Source organism: Endozoicomonas elysicola (assembly GCF_000710775.1).
Classification (GTDB): Bacteria; Pseudomonadota; Gammaproteobacteria; order Pseudomonadales; family Endozoicomonadaceae; genus Endozoicomonas; species Endozoicomonas elysicola.
This window is the reverse complement of the sequence record NZ_JOJP01000001.1, coordinates 5,307,290-5,325,194: the sequence shown is the minus strand read 5'-3', so window position 1 is coordinate 5,325,194 and position 17,905 is coordinate 5,307,290. Positions and strand designations below refer to the sequence as shown.

The 17,905-nt window shown below is 45.4% G+C and carries 16 protein-coding genes and 1 tRNA gene; 10 read left to right on the top strand and 7 right to left on the bottom strand.

Annotated features, from left to right (window positions below; translation table 11 throughout):
- Window positions 1-118: 118 nt before the first annotated feature.
- Window positions 119-967 (bottom strand): MurR/RpiR family transcriptional regulator, encoded by an 849-nt coding sequence (locus tag GV64_RS22460; RefSeq protein WP_020581833.1) that lies wholly within the window; start codon window positions 965-967, stop codon window positions 119-121.
- Between the two features lie 458 nt (window positions 968-1,425).
- On the opposite strand from GV64_RS22460, the gene GV64_RS22455 reads away from it, so the two are divergent.
- The 4 genes from GV64_RS22455 (at window position 1,426) to GV64_RS22440 (ending at window position 4,519) form a co-directional block, all read left to right on the top strand.
- Window positions 1,426-2,118 carry an N-acetylmannosamine-6-phosphate 2-epimerase gene (locus tag GV64_RS22455; protein ID WP_020581832.1) on the top strand — a complete coding sequence of 231 codons (693 nt, stop codon included), beginning with the start codon at window positions 1,426-1,428 and terminating at the stop codon, window positions 2,116-2,118.
- A gap of 12 nt (window positions 2,119-2,130) precedes the next feature.
- A complete protein-coding gene (locus GV64_RS22450; RefSeq protein WP_020581831.1) occupies window positions 2,131-3,027 on the top strand; it encodes an N-acetylmannosamine kinase in 897 nt (298 codons plus the stop codon).
- Window positions 3,028-3,072: 45 nt separating this feature from the next.
- Window positions 3,073-3,540, top strand: coding sequence for a YhcH/YjgK/YiaL family protein (locus tag GV64_RS22445; protein WP_020581830.1), 468 nt, complete (start codon window positions 3,073-3,075; stop codon window positions 3,538-3,540).
- A gap of 67 nt (window positions 3,541-3,607) precedes the next feature.
- Window positions 3,608-4,519 carry a dihydrodipicolinate synthase family protein gene (locus GV64_RS22440; RefSeq protein ID WP_020581829.1) on the top strand — a complete coding sequence of 304 codons (912 nt, stop codon included), beginning with the start codon at window positions 3,608-3,610 and terminating at the stop codon, window positions 4,517-4,519.
- Window positions 4,520-4,621: 102 nt separating this feature from the next.
- On the opposite strand, the gene GV64_RS22435 is transcribed toward GV64_RS22440, so the two are convergent.
- Window positions 4,622-5,245, bottom strand: coding sequence for an SGNH/GDSL hydrolase family protein (locus GV64_RS22435; protein WP_020581828.1), 624 nt, complete (start codon window positions 5,243-5,245; stop codon window positions 4,622-4,624).
- A 620-nt stretch (window positions 5,246-5,865) separates the two neighbouring features.
- Window positions 5,866-5,942: transfer RNA gene (locus GV64_RS22430), tRNA-Ile, on the bottom strand.
- Between the two features lie 138 nt (window positions 5,943-6,080).
- Between GV64_RS22430 and GV64_RS22425 the strand changes: the two genes are divergently transcribed.
- The 3 genes from GV64_RS22425 to GV64_RS22415 all read left to right on the top strand — a co-directional run bounded on the left by GV64_RS22425 (window position 6,081) and on the right by GV64_RS22415 (window position 9,956).
- Complete coding sequence (locus GV64_RS22425; RefSeq protein ID WP_020581827.1) at window positions 6,081-6,752, top strand: transglutaminase-like cysteine peptidase; 672 nt, start codon at window positions 6,081-6,083, stop codon at window positions 6,750-6,752.
- A gap of 42 nt (window positions 6,753-6,794) precedes the next feature.
- A complete protein-coding gene (locus GV64_RS22420) occupies window positions 6,795-8,741 on the top strand; it encodes a bifunctional diguanylate cyclase/phosphodiesterase (RefSeq protein WP_020581826.1) in 1,947 nt (648 codons plus the stop codon).
- Window positions 8,742-8,918: 177 nt separating this feature from the next.
- Window positions 8,919-9,956, top strand: coding sequence for a DUF2333 family protein (locus GV64_RS22415; protein ID WP_020581825.1), 1,038 nt, complete (start codon window positions 8,919-8,921; stop codon window positions 9,954-9,956).
- Window positions 9,957-10,110: 154 nt separating this feature from the next.
- Here GV64_RS22415 and GV64_RS22410 read toward each other — a convergent pair whose 3' ends face one another.
- Window positions 10,111-10,806 (bottom strand): hypothetical protein, encoded by a 696-nt coding sequence (locus GV64_RS22410; RefSeq protein ID WP_020581824.1) that lies wholly within the window; start codon window positions 10,804-10,806, stop codon window positions 10,111-10,113.
- A 196-nt stretch (window positions 10,807-11,002) separates the two neighbouring features.
- On the opposite strand from GV64_RS22410, the gene GV64_RS22405 reads away from it, so the two are divergent.
- The 3 genes from GV64_RS22405 to GV64_RS22395 all read left to right on the top strand — a co-directional run bounded on the left by GV64_RS22405 (window position 11,003) and on the right by GV64_RS22395 (window position 12,672).
- On the top strand, window positions 11,003-11,608 hold the full coding sequence (locus GV64_RS22405) for an HD domain-containing protein (RefSeq protein ID WP_020581823.1): 606 nt from the start codon (window positions 11,003-11,005) through the stop codon (window positions 11,606-11,608).
- A 268-nt stretch (window positions 11,609-11,876) separates the two neighbouring features.
- Window positions 11,877-12,221, top strand: a complete 345-nt coding sequence (locus tag GV64_RS22400) for a hypothetical protein (protein WP_020581822.1) — start codon at window positions 11,877-11,879, stop codon at window positions 12,219-12,221.
- A gap of 115 nt (window positions 12,222-12,336) precedes the next feature.
- Entirely contained in the window at window positions 12,337-12,672 is a 336-nt protein-coding gene (locus GV64_RS22395; RefSeq protein ID WP_020581821.1) for an SUI1 family translation initiation factor, read from the top strand.
- Between the two features lie 52 nt (window positions 12,673-12,724).
- Here GV64_RS22395 and GV64_RS22390 read toward each other — a convergent pair whose 3' ends face one another.
- The 3 genes from GV64_RS22390 to add all read right to left on the bottom strand — a co-directional run bounded on the left by GV64_RS22390 (window position 12,725) and on the right by add (window position 17,750).
- Window positions 12,725-15,055, bottom strand: a complete 2,331-nt coding sequence (locus GV64_RS22390; protein WP_020581820.1) for a hypothetical protein — start codon at window positions 15,053-15,055, stop codon at window positions 12,725-12,727.
- A gap of 270 nt (window positions 15,056-15,325) precedes the next feature.
- Window positions 15,326-16,501 carry a hypothetical protein gene (locus GV64_RS22385; RefSeq protein ID WP_020581819.1) on the bottom strand — a complete coding sequence of 392 codons (1,176 nt, stop codon included), beginning with the start codon at window positions 16,499-16,501 and terminating at the stop codon, window positions 15,326-15,328.
- A 250-nt stretch (window positions 16,502-16,751) separates the two neighbouring features.
- Window positions 16,752-17,750 (bottom strand): adenosine deaminase, encoded by a 999-nt coding sequence (gene add, locus GV64_RS22380; RefSeq protein WP_020581818.1) that lies wholly within the window; start codon window positions 17,748-17,750, stop codon window positions 16,752-16,754.
- Window positions 17,751-17,905 lie beyond the last annotated feature (155 nt).

Here is a 17,905-nt window from a genome sequence, read left to right as displayed (position 1 = left end):
GCTATACATAAACAAGGGGTTACGTCTTTCTAGCGGGGTGTCATGAGCATGAAAGGAGACAGCCTGGTCGGTCAGGCTGCCTGAATAAAGGGGGAGGGAATTAACTTAAGTTTCAGTACTACTGACTAAATACAATGGACTCTGCAGTTCGAGATACAGCTTCTTTCAGTTTTGGATATTTACCCAGGATACCGTTGGCGATCAGGTCAATCACAAACATTTGAGCCGCTTTGGAGTAAAAAGCTCCAGCACTGAATGCTGACTCCGGGACGGCAGTATGTAAGGTGAGTGTGGCTATATTGGCGAGTTCACTACGAGTATTGCCGGTAATGGCAATAATGGCACTCCCCTGCTTTTTGGCTTTGTAGGCTGTATGGATGACATCCTGAGTGTTACCGCTGCCGGAAATCAGGACAACAGCATCATTCTTTCTCATACAGGATGCTGTCATGACAGCGCTGTGCATATCATTCAGAGCCCGGGTTTTCATGCCAAGGCGCATCATGCGGTATTCACCATAGGTGGCGATGGTTGCTGATGCTCCAACACCAAAAAAGTAGATGTTATCTGCCTGACCGATTAACTCTACCGTTTTATCGAGTAACTCCCTGTCCAGTAGTGTCGCGGTATCATTAAGGGAGCTAACGGTTCTTGCCAGACTGCTTTTCACGCAGTCATCTTCGTTATCATCAACTTGTGGCGACTCTTTCAACAGGCTGATGGACAGATCAATTTTAAACGCGGCAAAGCTGCTATAACCGGCATCACGGCAAAAGCGCACGACACTGGCTTCACTGGACCCGGAGTTATCTGCCAGATCGACCAGTGTCTGGTGGATGACTTTATGGGGCTCATTGATCACATATTCAGCCACTTTCATCAGGGCAGGGGATAAGTGCATTTTTCGGCCACGCAGCTTGGCGAGCACGTTCTCTCCCGCTGAAGCTTTTATTGTGGGTGAAGACATCAAAATTCTCCCTATCCATAGTAAACAAAGTTTTTGCGACACATCACACAGACTCGGAATTACCAGAGAGGCAGTAAGCAACACCCAGTGGACAGTAGTTCCCGGATCATGGAGTGAATTGAGGTGCCGTTGACAGAATCCTGTCAACGGCACCTCAATGGCCTGAAATAATATTGCAGAATGTAACGTAAAGCGGTCAGTCATTCCTACTTTTTTGTGAACCAGATAACATATTTTTCAGATAAATTGCTATGACTTGAAGGTGACTTACCTTTGTAAAAATACAGAAAAATCGTTGAAAAAATCATGCACAATAAAATTGCTTGCTGTAGTATTACTTCATGGATATATTTAGAGCGAAATATTACTTCATGTTCATTTTCTTAAAGATAACTGTGCCTTGAAGACCATTTTTCAGTCTCTGAGTTAGTAGCAAGTATTGTGCATTGGTAACCAAAATGGATAAAAAATACATTCTGAAGCAGCTGGATCATCAATTGATCGCTTCATGCCAGCCCGTTGATAACGGTCCTATGGACACGCCTGAAGCCATTACCCGAATGGCTCTGGCTTGTCGAGAGGGAGGAGCCGCTGCGGTAAGGATACAGGGTGTTATCAATGTAGCAGAGGTTGCCAAAGTACTTGATATTCCTGTTGTAGGTATTGTGAAGCGTGACTTACCAGACAGTGAAGTTCGGATTACGCCATTTCTGGAGGATGTTTATGCGCTGGCTGAGGCCGGAGCAAAGGTTATTGCCTATGACGCGACTCAAAGAAAGCGTCCGGTTGCTACATCAGAGTTGGTAGCAGCCATCCATCGCTCCGGATGTATAGCCATGGCTGACTGCGCCACGCTCGAAGATGGAATTCTGGCTGCCGAAATGGGAGTGGAGCTGATTGGAACAACGATGTCCGGGTATACCGGTGGTCCTGTTCCCAAAGAACCTGATTATCAATTGATTCGTGATCTGGCTGAGCGTGGTTATCAAGTGGTCGCTGAAGGTCGTTTTAATCAGCCAGAGCTAGCCAGCAAGGCAATCAGTGAAGGTGCCTACTGCGTTACCGTGGGTTCAGCCATTACTCGTGTTGAGCATATTTGCCAATGGTTCTGCGATGCCATTGATGAAGCCTCTCTGATTGTAGAAAAGTAGTGAAGGGTAGTCATGATTATTGCGATTGATATTGGTGGCACCAAGCTTTCTGCATCCTTAATAAGCGACAGTAATCTTATCGATGGGCGGCGAGCCAGTACTCCAAAAAGTGGAGCAGCCAGTGATCTCATTGTTGCTCTTGAGCAGTTGATCACTCCGTTACTTTCAAAGGCTACCTCCATTGTTGTGGCATCTACCGGCATTATCAATCAGGGGCGGTTAACTGCCGTTAATCCTGACAATCTGGGAGGGCTGAATGACTTTCCTCTGCAATCTGTTCTCGAAAATATCAGTGGTCTACCGGTCAAACTCTTGAATGATGCCCAGGCAGCAGCCTGGGGAGAATATTGCCAGTTAGCTGAAAAGAATTGCAGAAATATGGCGTTCATCACCGTTTCTACTGGGGTTGGGGCAGGTCTGATCATTAATGGGGAATTACTGACAGGTATGAGTGGTCTGGCGGGGCATGCTGGACATATGACGCTGGATGTTAATGGCCCGACGTGCGGGTGTGGGCGTTCAGGGTGTGTTGAAGCATTAGCCTCAGGCACCGCAATTGGCCAGTTAGCCAGTGATCTTTATAAAACCGACCTGGATGCAAAAGCCGTTTTTGAACGTTACCACCAGGGTGAGCAGGATGCCCGGATGGTTATTGATCGTTCCGCTCAAGCCATAGCAGAGCTTCTGGGGAATTTGAGAGCGCTATTGGATATAGAAGTTGCCGTGATTGGTGGCAGTGTTGGTCTTGCTGAAGGTTATCTGGAAAGAGTTCATCATTTTATGGAGCAGCAACCACCCTTGTTTCAGGTTGATCTCCAGCTGGCTCAACTGGGCCATGAAGCGGGCCTGAAAGGTGCGGCACTCTGGGCCGAGCAAGAACAGGCTTCTCAAGAATGTGCCGCTCAATAAAAAAGAATTACGAGTTTTTTATATCGACCGTTGGAGAGTGATTTCATGATTTTTGATCATATCAGCAATAAAGAGAAGTACCGCGGTTTACCCTGGCTCTATGGCGCGCTGGAAGCAATGGCACCTGTTACTTCTGAAACCTTTGAACCTGGCCAGATTGTGATTGATGAGAAGACGTTATTCCTCAATTGCAATGCATACAACAGCAAACTGGAGTCGGATTGCTTCTTTGAATCCCATAAAGAGTACATTGACGTTCATTTGATGATCTCTGGTGAAGAGGTCATTGGACATAATGAAGAAAGCCTGCTGGAAGTAACCAAGGCATATGATGCCGAAGGTGATGCGATTCTGTATCAGGGAAATATTCAGACTCAGTTTGTATTAAAGGCTGGCTGGTTTGCTGTATTTCTTCCCGGGGAACCTCACCTGGTGGGTCTGCAGTGTGGTGATGACAGCGTTCCCGTGAAAAAGATTGTAGCCAAAGTTGCTGGTCGACTAGCGTCTTTATAAATATTAATTCAACGTCGTTTAATTGATGTTGAACATTTCAATGCTGTAAAGAGAAATGGAAACCATAATGAATAAGCTTGAAGGCCTGATTGCCGCACCTCATACCCCTTTTGATGCCAATGGTGATGTGAACCTGCCTGTGATTGATCAGATTGCTACACTTCTGATTAAGCAGGGCGTCCGTGGTGTTTATGTCTGCGGTACCACTGGAGAAGGGGTTAACTGCTCTGTTGAAGAGCGTAAAGCGGTTGCTGAACGCTGGGTAGCTGCGTCAAAAGGACAACTGAGCATTACTCTTCATACCGGTGCTTTGTCTATTGCAGATACGCTTGAATTAACACGCCATGCAGAAACTCTGGATATTTTTGCTACATCGGTTATCGCTCCGTGTTTTTTCAAGCCAGGCTCTGTCGATGACCTGGTAGATTACTGTGCCAAGATTGCTGCTGCCGCACCGAGCAAGGCCTTCTATTACTACCATTCCGGTATGTCTGGTGTAATGCACGACATGGAACAGTTCCTTGAAAAAGCCGATAAGGTGATTCCAAATCTGGCGGGTATCAAGTTCAACCATGTTGACCTTTATGAATTCCAGCGTTGTGTTCGTGTGTGCGAAGGCAAATTTGATATTCCTTTTGGTGTTGATGAGTTCCTGCCAGGTGGTCTGGCTGTTGGTGCCATTGGCGCTGTTGGCAGTACTTACAATTACGCTGCTCCTTTGTATCTCGATATTATTGATGCCTTTAACCGTGGTGATCAGGAAACAGTCAGCACTTTGATGAACAAGGTTATCGCGCTGATTCGTGTTCTGGTTCAATACGGTGGTGTTGCAGCAGGTAAAGCCGCCATGGCGTTGCATGGCATTGATGTGGGTGACCCACGTCAGCCAATTCGTGCGCTGACTGCAGAACAGAAAGAAGATGTCGTTGCAAAAATGCAGGCAGCCGGTTTTATGGAGCATATGAACCGCTGCGTATAAGTTGAAAAGACTGTCCCCATCAAGCCCCGTTACCTAATGGTAATGGGGCTTTTTAATGAGTTTGGAATGGCTGATAAAGAATGGATCAACGGTGCAGAAGAGTTAGCTAAATAATGAAAGAATTTTAATCGAGACAGCTGAAGCCATATTTTTATGCTGCTCAACCTGCCAGTGAATACCTTCAATCGGACAGGACTCAACAACAAAGCCTGCATCAAAAAAAGCACACTTCAATTCATCGGCACGCAATGCATAAAATTTTGCCAACGCTTTCGATTTTTCCTCCGCACCAATAAACATATCTCTATGAGGTCCAGCCTCTTTTACCGGAGGCGGTGCAACCAATAGAACTTTTGGGTGTTTATCTATGGCTAATGATGTGAATTGATATACTTCTTCAACCAATCGAGCAGCACCACGGGATATGTCACTGGCTGAAAGCCCAAATCGGTGCTTTAGATCATTTGTACCCAGCATGATGACGACGAGGTCAGGATGATGGGACTCCAGGCATGGTCTTAAATATTTCAAACCATTCTTATTTCCCTCGAAAGGGTCATCAAATACGGTGGTTCTTCCGGGCTGGCCTTCTTCAATGATATGCCAGTCAGTAGGGAGCAAACCTCTTAACAACGCTGGCCATCGTTCCTGATGACTGTATCTGCGATTTTCTCCGGGTATGGCTCCCCAGGTATTTGAATCGCCAAAACAAAGAATCGTTTTCATTTAATTCCAATTTAAGAATGGCAGTGAGAACTTGATTATTTAGTTCTGTACCAATGATTGTAAGAAAGAGCCTCTATCAGATTTTCCTTTATATTCTGCTTTTTTCCATTGAGCTTGATCATGCGTTCTGAGTCAGAACACTTAAAATTCTTCGGTTATCGATTATGGCTGACTCAGAGAAAAGGTGAAGTCTTATGGCATGGGTATTATTTTGAAAATAATAAGTTCTTTATTCTTTCAAGTATTTTATTCCAGGTGGAAGATCTTTTGTTGATGAGCGTCTCCGAAGTTTCTCTGTGCAACATGCATGTCGGAGTATCAAGGTAATCAATATTTCCTGATTTTTCTTCGTTTTTGGATGATGGTGTCGAGCACTGGTTGTTTTTTCTGCTTAATGAGCGCATTCAAACGTGACTCATGCTTCCTTGGATTGAGAGGCAGCATATAATCTGATGGCTAGCCTATCAATAGTTTACAGCTATGAATACAAGGAAAAATCTTAGGGCAGGGCTCGATGTATCGGAGTGCTTTGTTAAAGCTTAAATCAGAACGTGTGTTTGGGGTGAGCAGCAAGGAGCTTGATATCACAATCCTTTTGCTCATGAAATAATACAATTGAATGGTGGGCCCACCAGGACTTGAACCTGGGACCAACGGATTATGAGTCCGCTGCTCTAACCAACTGAGCTATAGGCCCTGTAAAGCGGATTGGATTATACGCATAGAATTCGTCAGCCGCCAACCCTGTTATCGTCTTTTGACGGTTTTTCCTTACAGTACTCCCTTAGCGCGGCCGATTCTATATAGGATCAGGAATCAGTTGGTAATATTCTGGATGCTACTTCACTTTCTTCCATCCAAATGGGGACATTTGTTCTTTGCTGTCGTATTGGCTGGGGATCTGGTTGTGGGCAACGCATTAATCGAAAGTGCCAGAAGCCTTTATGGTATAGCAGCGGTTGAGAGGCTTAACCACTGGCAGAATTTGATGACTTATAGCCAGAATCTGTCTGAGCCGCAAAAACTGGTTGAGGTGAATGACTTTTTTAACCGGATGCGTTTTATGAATGATATTGACCACTGGGGTGAAGAGGATTTCTGGGCGACCCCTGTGGAATTCCTGGCCAGTGGCGCTGGCGATTGTGAGGACTTCTCAATTGCCAAGTATTTTACGCTTCGTGAGATGGGGGTCTCTGACGAGAAGTTAAGGATTACTTATGTCAAGGCTGTAGAGCTTGATCAGGCCCACATGGTACTCAGTTACTTTGCTAGCCCGGGAGAGGAACCATTGATTCTGGATAACCTGATCAGTGAGATTCGACCTGCCAGTAATCGAAAAGACCTGGTGCCTGTGTATAATTTTAATGGGGATGGGCTCTGGTTATCCCGTCAGCGCGGGGAAGGGGTCAGAGTTGGAGAGTCAAGCAAAATCAAAACCTGGACTGAGCTGCGAAGGCGCCTGCAGAAATCAAATAGCCAGGGAAAACTGAATGAGGGGAATAGCTAATGATTTTGCTACCCCTCCAAACGAAAGTGCAGGGATGCCACCATGACACTACTTCGTGAACTGGCTCTATCGTTAACGCTGCTTTTGATTCTGCTGTTTGCCGGCAGCTTTGCGTTGACGGTAAGCGATGCCCGCCATTATTTACAGGAACAGTTGGATTCCCATGCTCAGGATACTGCAACCTCTCTAGGGGTTGCCATTGCTTCAACCGGTGTTGATAACGTTGCCACAGTTGACTCGATGATTGATGCGGTGTTCGATCATGGCTATTACCGCCAGATTCGCTTTGTGGATATGTCTGGCAATGTGCTTGTGAACAGTGAGCACCCTGTCACTCTGGAAGGGGTTCCTGACTGGTTTGTGAAACTGGTGGATCTGGAGGCTCCGGAAGTGACCAGTGAGATTAACAGCGGCTGGGTACCAATCGGACAGCTTCTGGTGGCCAGCCATCCAGGTTATGCCTATCGGAGTCTCTGGTCCAAGGTTAGCGGCGATGCACTGCTATTCAGTGCAGGTTTGTTGTTTGCCATCATCGGTTTAAATATTCTTTTGGGTGCTGTACTTCGGCCTTTGAAAAGGATGGAGCATCAGGCAAACCGAATTTGTGAGCGGCATTTTGAAATCCAGCCAGAGCTTCCAAAGACTCGTGATCTACGCAGAGTTGTTCAGGCAATGAATCGGATGGCCGGGAAGTTGGAAAAAGCCTTCTCTGAAAAAGTGGCTCTAACTGAGGAACTGCGTCGCAAATCCGTTAAAGATCCCCTGACAGGAATACTGAATCGTAAGGCCTTCAAAAGTCGGATGAATACCGCTTTGAGTGAAGAGACCGGTGGAGCAGGCGGAAGCCTTATTATGATTCAGGTCAGGGAGTTGGAGCTGTTGAACCGGAATCATGGCCAGAAGTTTGTCGATGAGTTATTGGTCAATATCAGCCACTGGATTGGTAAAACCCTGTTGCCATGGCCGGAGGCTTTTTCTGGCAGGAGAAGTGGTTCGAGTTTTACGGTTTTTGTGCCAGCCTGTGGTATGAGTGAAAATCGCAGGATTACCGAGCTGCTTTTCCGGGTTCTGGCTTCTATGGAGTTTTTCTCCACTGCCGAAGGCAGCAACTGTTTGCATATTGCGTCGGTGACTCACCAGGGGCTCTGTAAGCCAGAGTTCCTTCTGGATCATGGTGACAAGCAATTGCTCGAACTCGAGGTCTGGGTGAAGAATTGCTGGGATGTTTCAGATGTCAGTGGTGAGACTGCCTATCCATACATGCGGTGGAGTGATAAACAGTGGCTCGAAAAGCTGGAAGCCTTGATGTCACAGGGAAATATTGAGCTGTATGGGCAGCCGGTTCTGGACATTAATGGTGATGTCGCATTTACAGAAGTACTTGCTCGACTGAATTTGGATGGTGATCTTGTACCTGCGGACTCTTTCTTGCCCATTGTCGAGCGCTATGACCTTTATGCCGAGTTTGATCGAGCCGTATTTTTTACGCTTGCTGATTATATTGATGAGCGAGACGATTATCAGCTCTACTGCCTGAATATCTCTCCTTATTCACTGGTGGATGATGATTTCTATCACTGGTTACTGGATGCTCTCAAGCTTCGTCAGGACCTGGCCAGACGTTTAATTCTTGAAACACCTGAGCGGACACTGTTGCTTGTGGGCGATAGGGTAGCTGAGCGAGTGGATAAGCTGGTTGAAACAGGATGCCAGTTCTCTATTGATCACTTTGGGGTTGCCAGTCAGGCTCTGACCTTTCTTCAGATTATTAATGCCCACTACTTAAAGGTGGATGGCAGTTTTGCCAGAGAGATTACTTCCAGTTACGAAAATCAGCTTTATATCAGAACTCTTTCGATGCTGGCTGAGTCCAGGGATATAGGTGTGCTTGCTCAAGGCATTGAAAGTGAGGAAGAGTGGGAGGCTTTAAAGCAGCTGGGGGTTGCGGGTGGGCAGGGTTACTATCTTGGGCGTCCTGAATCGTTGTGAGCGCCTGCACCTGTTTCTATATGGCTATCATGTTTTTTCTGCACAACTTACCGGACGAATTCAGTAGGTGCTCGCACAACCCGCATTATTAGAGGATAATGGCTACTCAATAAGCGCATCCATTTTGGAACGCCATATTCAGGATAACGAGCCTGAGCGGTGACGAACGAGGAGATTATGGCGCTGGAAAAGATAAAAGCGACCTTTCAGTCGGGCATTCAAAATATATCCGTGCTTGTTCACGGTAAAGCTCTGTTGGTTGGGGCTGGTATCCTGATACTGCTTCTCTCTCTCATAGGGTGGTACTGGAGTCAGGAGCCTGAGCTATTTTCGGTGCAAGCCAATGCTGAAAAAGTAGCAACAGACAATGGCCAGAAAGTTGTGACAGGCTATACCACAACAGCAACATTGTATTCTCTGGCAGATACGCTGCTGAATAAACCGGGTGGTTTCCTGCGTAACGATATCATGCCTCCAGGCGTGCTGATGGATAACATGCCGAATTGGGAAGTTGGTGTGCTGATTCAGGTTCGGGATATGGCCAGAGCTCTCCGTAAGGATTTCAGCCGCTCTCAGTCTCAGTCACGTGAAGATCCTGACCTGTCGGTTGCCGAGCCTCAATTTAATTTTGATGCCAGAAGCTGGATTTTGCCGTCCAGTGAGCGTGAATATCAGCGCGGTATTAATAAACTGCAAAGCTATATGCAACGATTGTCAGACCCCGGTGACTCTGCTCAGTTTTACGCCCGTGCTGATAATCTGACCCGTTGGCTGGGTGATGTAGAGACGCGCCTGGGTAGCCTTTCTCAACGGCTGAGTGCCAGTGTCGGTAAACCTCGACTGAATACGGATCTGGCAGGTGATGCTGGTGCAGCGCCGTCTACTGATAGTGTGGTTCTGGTTGATGTGAAAACGCCCTGGTCTCAGATTGATGACGTTTTCTATGAAGCTCGTGGGACGTCATGGGCTCTGATACATCTTCTCAGGGCGGTCGAAGTGGATTTTGCTGATGTTTTGGACAAAAAGAACGCGACCGTCAGTGTCCGGCAGATTATCCGTGAACTGGAGGCAACTCAGGATACTGTATGGAGCCCAATGATTCTCAATGGTTCTGGCTTTGGTTTTCTGGCCAATCACTCTCTTGTAATGGCTAATTACATTTCCAGAGCGAATGCGGCCATAATTGATCTACGCCGTTTGCTTGAGCAGGGGTGATTAATATTAGGGCGTTATCAATTGGCATCATGCCTAATGGATAACGCCCCTTGAGCAGCTAACCATATTTTTCGTATGAACGGCTGCTGATATTCCAGCTCTTTAACCAAAAACTCGAATGCCTTTTCAAACCTTTTTTAGCAAATAGACGGTATCAACCTTGAATGAAGCTTTTCGTCATATCAATGATATGAACGGTCATGTCAGTGATAGCTTTGTAGGGTTTGGTTGCGGTATATGTTTTAGAGCAAACCTTTTCATACACTTCGATTGGTATCCTCTTACCCGGGATTGCCAGGGTTTCAAAAAGGAAAAGCGCTGCCCCTGAAATAGCTGGAAAGATTGAGCCTTTAAATTTCTCAGGAAGTTGTTCATAAGGAAAGATCATCAGCTCAAACGTATTTTTCGCATAGCTAACGGTGTAGTCTTTCAACGATTTCTGAGATGGGGTTGAAGAAAAGCGGGCTTTTATTTTTGAGGCCAATCCAGTCAGGGCTCCTGTTAAAGCGCCAACACCGGTAATGGCCATAACAGTAACGTAATAACCGGCAAAAATACCTACATTCAGTAAAGTGGTACCTACTCTCAAAGGAATACAAAGAATAGTCGGGATTTTTGACAACAATCGTTTGGCTTTGGAGAGAAAGGTTTCTGGTTCTTCAATAACTTCACATTTTCTGTCAGTGATTACGGTTGTTTCTCCAGGCGATGTCTGGTTTTCAGTTTGCTTTTCAGAGGCCGTACTGGAATTAGCTTCAATAGCGGCATCATTTTCTTCGTTATTTTCAGTCTCTGGATACAGAATCAAAGAAGAATTACTGTAGTTTTGTACGGAAATCGATCCGCTCATCTATTTTTTCCCGGCTCTGTTTCTTCAGTCGTTTCTGGAAATTTCAGAAGCATCAGTTTTATGGTTTTAGTTTGGCTTTGTGTTTTTCTTGGTGTGTAACTATTTGATTTAAATGGTGAAGAGGTTCGCAGCCTTTTAGGTGATCTGTTAGGATTTACTCTCTTTGACTCTAAATTAGTAATATGGTTCAAGGCATATGTTTGAAATCTCTTCAAAGCTTGGGCAGCAACTGTTTTTTCTAAGGGAGCTGGATAAGCTCAAGGCTGTTTATAGAAAAACCATGGTAAAGCCTGATAACAACCGGCAGGAAAACAGCGCTGAGCATAGCTGGCATATTGCCGTACAAGCTCTGGCTCTCAAAGAGTATGCAGAGGAGCCTGTCGATATTTGCCGTGTCATTAACATGCTGCTTCTTCATGATATTGTTGAGATTGATGCGGGTGATACGTTTGCCTTTGCCGAGAGTAGTGAATTGTCCGGTCAGGGCGCAAAGGAAATGCAAGCCGCTGAGCGACTATTCGGCCTTTTACCCGAGGCGCAGGCAGAGGAGTTTAAAGCGCTCTGGCTGGAGTTTGAACAGGTGGAAACTCCCGATGCCCGTTTTGCAAAAGCCATGGATTGCCTGTTACCAGTGATTCAAAATATGGACAATGAGGGTGGTACCTGGGCAAAGTATCAGGTTACCCGCAGCCAGGTGTTGAAGCGTAATCAGTACTTGGAAAAACTGGCGCCAAAGCTGTGGACCTATGTCCTTGAACAGATTGATATTTCTGTCCAAAATGGCTGGCTTAAAGATAGCTGAGGCCTGTTCCTGATTAGCCCCGTACTCTAAATTACTTTCAAAAAACCTCCAGGATAAGGAGGTTTTGATTTTATGGGCTGTTGGTTATAACTTTTTGATTTTCATGTTTTTTATTTTCTGATTTTCCATGGAAACCCGTTGCTTAACTAGAGTCGGCTAAACTGATAGTTAGTTTTGATGTTTTTCATAACTTCAGATTAGGCCACAGGAGTAATGCTCAAATCTCAAATCTGATAATCCAGAAAAGTAGTCAAGGAAGGAGAAAAGGATGTCTGAGCAAATAAATGGTTTAAGCAGTGGTATAGTTTTCCAGAAGCCAAACCCTGCAGATATAATTCCCAAGGAAGATGGGCAGGGGCGTCCAATACATCCATACTCTCATGAACCTATGAGTCCGGAGGAATTCAAGCGTTACATGCATAGGCTCGAGATGCAGGCGCAATCGGATGAGAACCTCAGAAAAGCACTAATGGGAACGGATGAAGCTGGCAGGATGCGCAAGGAGCGTCAGGTCTCTGATGAAGTCGCTAATGTAGGAAGTTCTGGCGAAGTTGAAAGGGCTCAGTCTTTATCCTCAGCCGTTAAAAACAATATTTTAACCGGCGGCGCCTGATTCCACATTCCCCCATGGCACTAAAAAAACCAACATTTAATGTTGGTTTTTTTAGTGCTCGACAATGGTCAGTGCAGACGTTAAAAAGATGACTTTCTGAATCCAGAGGTTGGTGATGAGCAACTATCAGCGTAACTCACAAAGCAAGCTGGTCTATTCCACGGATGTTGGTCGAGTTAAGGAAGAAGTGACTAAGCCAGAGGTGGTTGGTGATGGCAATGTCCGTGTTCGCCCGGAGAAAAAGGGAAGAGGTGGAAAGATGGTAACGGTCATCAGTGGGTTGCCAATGGCTGGAAACGATTTAAAAGCCTTTGCCAAACAGCTGAAGAAACGTAGCGGAGGTGGTGGAGCTGTCAAAGATGGCAATATTGAACTGCAGGGAGATCATGTGGATATCATGGTCGATCATCTTAAAAAAGAAGGTTTTGATGCCAAAAGATCAGGAGGGTAGCGGTCAGCTGGCGGCGACAGCATACGCCGACCAGTGCATAAGATAAGCCGAATTAGCTGTCTTTCAGTTGATGAGCATAAGCCTTCATCGCTGAACTCAGTTGCTTGATCAGAGGATCATCATTATTTGTTGTGATTTCCAAGGCTGTTGCCTCCATGAAACTGGCTACTTGTCCCGGTGCTGCAGTGGTTTGCTGGCAAGCATTGATGATGCTCTTGACTGCATCCAGGGCATTTGCCCTCTGCTCTTGAAGGTGACCTGTAAACAGCTGGTTGTACCATTTAGGTGAAGCGCCATTTTCAAGAGAGGCCAGAGCTTGAACGATCTCTTCAGGAGCTTGAAAAGAATTTTCCTGTGTTGGAACTCCCTTCCCTGATTGCTCTATCGAGGTTTGAGTCTCAAGAAACAGCTTAATAATCATACTTGCCTGATGATCCGTCAGACATTTATTCTTCAGCGCATGAATAATATTTGCCCTGCATACTGCAAGGGATTGCACTGTTTGGCCATTACTCTGAGGCTGATTGATGATTGCCTGCATCTGTTGACAAATGTCTTTCAGTTCAGTGTTCTCGGAGGCTTCAGAGTCGATCAAAATCGCTGGCAGCCTTTTGCTGAACTGAGTAAACGTTTTGTTGTGTTGAAATGGTTTATTAATGTCTTCTTTCTGTTTTTTGGCCAGTTCTATTGCTTTGTAGTAGTCCGTGTATTTTGCGAGTACAGATTGTGTTAATTGCTTATGGGTTTGACTGGGTTCAGAAGGGCGATAATTACTGATCTCAGAAGATAATTTTTCAGGCAACTCTTTCACAAGGAAGTCAAAAGCAGCTGCCCCACAGAGAAGGGGGTCCAGCTGCTCTCCACCAATAGCTTTCAGCTTCTCGATGGCTCCAGAGAGCAGCGTTTGATCACTTTTTTTCTGACGTGAGAGCATCTGAAGCAATGCATGAACCTCATGGGGTTTGTTAACCGTGTTGAGTGTTTTTTTCAGATGGATTGGAGAGGTGAATATCTGGCCATAAACAGCCATAAACTGCTGATCAAATACCTCGTCACTGGTCTCTTCTTTGAACTGGAATAGACATTGTTTAACGTCCTGGAATTTATTGAGGACCGCTTTTTGTGTTAAAGGAGTGGGGCCATCAAGCAGGAGTTTACGGCACAACATGTTTAACAGGTGGTATCGTCTATCCGCTTTATAAGGTGTTAGCTCTGTTAATAACTGCCAGACTTCACCAGGTAACTTTTTATCAAATGAAGCCAGCCTGTTAATGGCTTTGTCAATCTGAACCAGTGTGCTCAGTGACAATTCTGTTTCACTCAGGGAGGAGGCATCTTCAAGTAACGCAATGGCTTCCTGACAGGCTTTACATGCTTTATCAGGATTCATGGACAGCAGTTCACATTTCTGCCCCGCAACGGATAGGAATGGCCTGAGGGGGGCGTAGTATTTATATTCTGAACCCACATAGCTGAGTATGGACTGAATGCTACGCTTTCGACTTTCCGTACTGGAAGTATCGAGCTTTATTGCCAATGCTTTTAGCTGTTTTGAGGTTAAGTCTTCAGTTGATTGTTCTTGTACCTGGTTTTTAGGACTTGCCAGGGGAGAATTGCTGACAGGCTCAGCCTTGATCGTGGTTAATGTTTCACTGGAGATGTTTTTGGTATTATTTAATGGCATTGAAGCTGCTGTTGTGGGAACTTGCTGCTGAAGTTCAGACGCTTCCCGCTCCAGGCGTTGTTCCAGTTGTTTTTTTATTAGCTGTGCTGGCTTTAATGGCTTGGTATGCCTGGTTATCCGGCTCTTGGCTTCCTTCAGCACTTTCTCCACTTTTTCCAGTTCTGCACTTGCTGATTTCTGAAGAACATCAATGGGCTCTTCGGCCAATTTTTTTCGTGTTGAGGTTAGTGATTTTTCCAGTGTTTTTATTTCTTCCAATGGAGGCATTAACCCCCGGATCATCAGGGCTGAGATTTCTGAGGACTGACGGTATAGAAAACGGTCATCCATTAAAAGGCTCTGGATTCTCTGGTTATAACGTGTCATTAACTCATGAGCTTGCTTATAAAGATCTGACAGTTTTTTTTTCAGTTCAATCTTGTCGCTGATGGAAGTCGTCACCAGTTCACTGATATCAGAGAAAAGTTGTTGCTCTACAGGAGATGACTCATGATCCCATGGGTCAACAGAGTATTCTGTGGGTTTGAGAACCCCTTTTTCTGAAGGTTCTGCAACAACCTGCCCTTTGAGTTTACGATGGTCTGGGCTCTGGTGTGATGGGGCATGCTCAATTGAAGCCTCACTCTCAGGATGGAATGGGCCACTTATATTGAAAAGTGCTTCATTATTTAAACCTTTTTTGATTTGTTCTGAATCCATGACCAGTGTCCTTTCCTTGCGTTCAGGCTTTTAACCCTCTGAGAGCCACGAAAATGCCGTTTTCCAGACTTTTAGGTCATTTTCATGCTGGTGGGAGCGGGGTTCTTTTTACAGAGAGCCGCTCATGGCTATTTACTGATAATTACTCGGCAGAATAGCCAAATGCTGGATAACGGCTCGTCGGAAGGTGGTTAATTACTGAGCTGAGAGGTTGAAAAAGGCTTGTTGTGAAAAAGAGGCCGTGGGGGGCCTCAGAATCGGGTTGAGCCATTAATTAATGGCCAGTGCTTCTACAAAAGCAGTTACATCATAATCCGGGTTTTTGTGGTGAAAGCAGTTTTTCTCGGCCAAATAAATGCCAGACATGCTGAGTTCAGGGTCAAGTTGTTTAGTGTTGTCCAGCACAGCTCGAAAGATACTATAAGGCTCGTGAGTGGACTCGGTGCCGCTCAAATAGGTTTGTTGAGACTCTCGGTATAAGGTTTTTAGTGTCCAGAAAAAGCAGGCACAGTTTTCTAGTAGTTTCTGAGAATACTCTTTTCTAAACTCATCCTTTACCAGGCAAAGCCATACAGGAGGAAATGGTACACATAACCGAGCTGCATACATAGCATCAAGTATTTCTTGTACATCCCTATTGAGCTTGGCTCCCAGGTTTTTAGCTAAAGGTTTCCATAGATCTGTTAAGGGGGTTATTTCTTCTGGAGTGCGGGCCGGTTGCTCGATCTGTTCATCCGGTTGGAATAACTCTATAAAACGTCTTAAATCTTCACTGGTTGAAGTATGATATGCATATGCCTGAATAGCATCCGTTACCTTAGTTACATTCTGATTATACCTTCCTGAACTTGTCGCAAGCTCTCTTATAAGAGGCTTTAGTAATTCGGTAACCTCACCACAGGTGCATTTACTGAAAAGATGTTCATCTCGGCTGGAGTTCTGTACGAGTCTTAACAGTGGCTGTATCTGTTCGAAATGTGATATCCAAGTTTCATCGTATTGCTTTTCAGCCCAGTCAAAGCGTTGATAAAAGTTTCTGACGCTTTGAATCCACTCAAGAAAATGTTTACTTTCTGTCGGCTTAATTTGGTAGCATTCTTTTGAATGTTTAATAATATCTTCTTCGCTCCAGCCTTGTACTTCTCGATAAAAGGTTGAAAACCTGCTCAAAGCTGCGAGTGTTTCACTCGAAAATATGTCGTCTTGCTCTTTGTATTTATTACTTCCCAGAGCCTCTGCTAGCTTTTTGTCTGGCCACGACTTTGATGCTTCCCGAGCTGCTTGGGAGGAAGGGAAATCATTAACGCGTTCTCTTACTGTCAGAGCTTCACCCTCAACGGGTTTAACCGAGCCTAATGGAGTAGTGACCTCTTTTGGGGTGGATGTTTGGTGATTCGGGGAGTAAACACGTAAATTAACTGTGGTGTTGCCAACATCTGGAGTCATGGTAGCGCCTTATTGGATTCAGTTAATAACATCCCTTTATTCCACTGTAATAAATACAGCCGAATAAGTTGTTTATTGAGACAACGCTCTCCGTGATTTGTTCTGGCTTAGAGCCAGGGGCAGCCGCTTGATCTACATTTGTTTGCTGTTTCCAGTGTTATGGCGCTGTTTAATCATGAGTGGTGAATTTGGAGTGGCATATTGATTTGCTCACTGTCCCATAAGGCAGGGAGCAAATCCTGGTAGATTGTCAGGACATCTTTTGCTTTTGCAGTGCCTGCTTCTCTTCATCACTAAGAAAGGCAATGGTCAGGCCATTTTCCTGTGCTTGTCGAATATCCGCTTTTGTCAGTCCGGCAGCGGGAGCTGCGATCTCGTATTCATGAGGGAGTTCAATGCCTTCTACCGCTGGGTCATCGGTATTTATTGTGGCCAGAACGTCGTGATCCAGAAATTGCTTGAGAGGGTGGCTCTCAATACTGGGGAAGGTGTTCGTCTGGATATTGGATGTCAGGCAGGATTCAATCCCAATCTTATGTTCTGCAAGGTAATCCATCAGCTTCGGGTCATAGATGGCTTTTACACCATGACCGATTCGGGTAGCTCCAAGCTCTTTGATTGCTTGCCACATACTTTCAGGGCCTGCTGCTTCACCTGCATGAACAGTAATGTGTAGACCAGCATCACGAACCTGGCGGAAATGATCGACAAACAGCTCTCCGGGTTTGCCCAGTTCATCACCTGCAAGGTCAATGGCGACCAGCTTGTCTTTAAAAGCAAGACAGGCATCCAGTTCTTTCTGACAGGCCTCCTGTCCAAAAGTACGGCTCAGAATTCCAATAAGGTTGGTCTTAACACCAAAGTCACGACTGCCGGCTGTAACGCCATCAATCACCGCTTCAACAACACCTTCAGGATCCAGGCCATGAGTCATTGCCATATACCAAGGGCTGAAGCGGAGCTCTGCATAATCGATACGAGCATTCAGGGCATCTTCTACGTTTTCATAAGCTATCTGGCGGCAGGCATCATAGTCAGCGAGGACTTTCACTCCCCAGTCCAGTTTACTTAAAAAGCTGATCAGGTCAGGCTCCTGACTGATTACACGAACGTGAGGAATCAACTCCTCCAAGCTGTTCGCAGGTAACTGGAGGTTGTGCTTTTGACCCAGTTCAAGAATGGTTGCAGGGCGAATATTGCCGTCCAGATGACGGTGGATATCCGTCAGAGGTATCGATTTTGAAATCATGGAGTTTTACTTATTTCTATAACCAATGGATGAACAGGACATATGATACCTGATTTTCTTAAAAGATTGGTTTGTGAAGAAAATTGGATATACCAGATTTGATAATCTGGAAAAAAACCAGCGGTTTATCAACATTGATCAACCGCTATAAGAAA

What these genes read in the sequence shown, in the direction of transcription:
- GV64_RS22390 (WP_020581820.1), bottom strand. Translation starts at nt 15,055, where the DNA reads ATGGATTCAGAACAAATCAAAAAAGGTTTAAATAATGAAGCACTTTTC.
- GV64_RS22440 (WP_020581829.1), top strand. Translation starts at nt 3,608, where the DNA reads ATGAATAAGCTTGAAGGCCTGATTGCCGCACCTCATACCCCTTTTGAT.
- GV64_RS22405 (WP_020581823.1), top strand. Translation starts at nt 11,003, where the DNA reads ATGTTTGAAATCTCTTCAAAGCTTGGGCAGCAACTGTTTTTTCTAAGG.
- GV64_RS22460 (WP_020581833.1), bottom strand. Translation starts at nt 967, where the DNA reads ATGTCTTCACCCACAATAAAAGCTTCAGCGGGAGAGAACGTGCTCGCC.
- GV64_RS22445 (WP_020581830.1), top strand. Translation starts at nt 3,073, where the DNA reads ATGATTTTTGATCATATCAGCAATAAAGAGAAGTACCGCGGTTTACCC.
- GV64_RS22410 (WP_020581824.1), bottom strand. Translation starts at nt 10,806, where the DNA reads ATGAGCGGATCGATTTCCGTACAAAACTACAGTAATTCTTCTTTGATT.
- GV64_RS22425 (WP_020581827.1), top strand. Translation starts at nt 6,081, where the DNA reads ATGCTACTTCACTTTCTTCCATCCAAATGGGGACATTTGTTCTTTGCT.
- GV64_RS22455 (WP_020581832.1), top strand. Translation starts at nt 1,426, where the DNA reads ATGGATAAAAAATACATTCTGAAGCAGCTGGATCATCAATTGATCGCT.
- GV64_RS22415 (WP_020581825.1), top strand. Translation starts at nt 8,919, where the DNA reads ATGGCGCTGGAAAAGATAAAAGCGACCTTTCAGTCGGGCATTCAAAAT.
- GV64_RS22395 (WP_020581821.1), top strand. Translation starts at nt 12,337, where the DNA reads ATGAGCAACTATCAGCGTAACTCACAAAGCAAGCTGGTCTATTCCACG.
- GV64_RS22450 (WP_020581831.1), top strand. Translation starts at nt 2,131, where the DNA reads ATGATTATTGCGATTGATATTGGTGGCACCAAGCTTTCTGCATCCTTA.
- add (WP_020581818.1), bottom strand. Translation starts at nt 17,750, where the DNA reads ATGATTTCAAAATCGATACCTCTGACGGATATCCACCGTCATCTGGAC.
- GV64_RS22435 (WP_020581828.1), bottom strand. Translation starts at nt 5,245, where the DNA reads ATGAAAACGATTCTTTGTTTTGGCGATTCAAATACCTGGGGAGCCATA.
- GV64_RS22420 (WP_020581826.1), top strand. Translation starts at nt 6,795, where the DNA reads ATGACACTACTTCGTGAACTGGCTCTATCGTTAACGCTGCTTTTGATT.
- GV64_RS22400 (WP_020581822.1), top strand. Translation starts at nt 11,877, where the DNA reads ATGTCTGAGCAAATAAATGGTTTAAGCAGTGGTATAGTTTTCCAGAAG.
- GV64_RS22385 (WP_020581819.1), bottom strand. Translation starts at nt 16,501, where the DNA reads ATGACTCCAGATGTTGGCAACACCACAGTTAATTTACGTGTTTACTCC.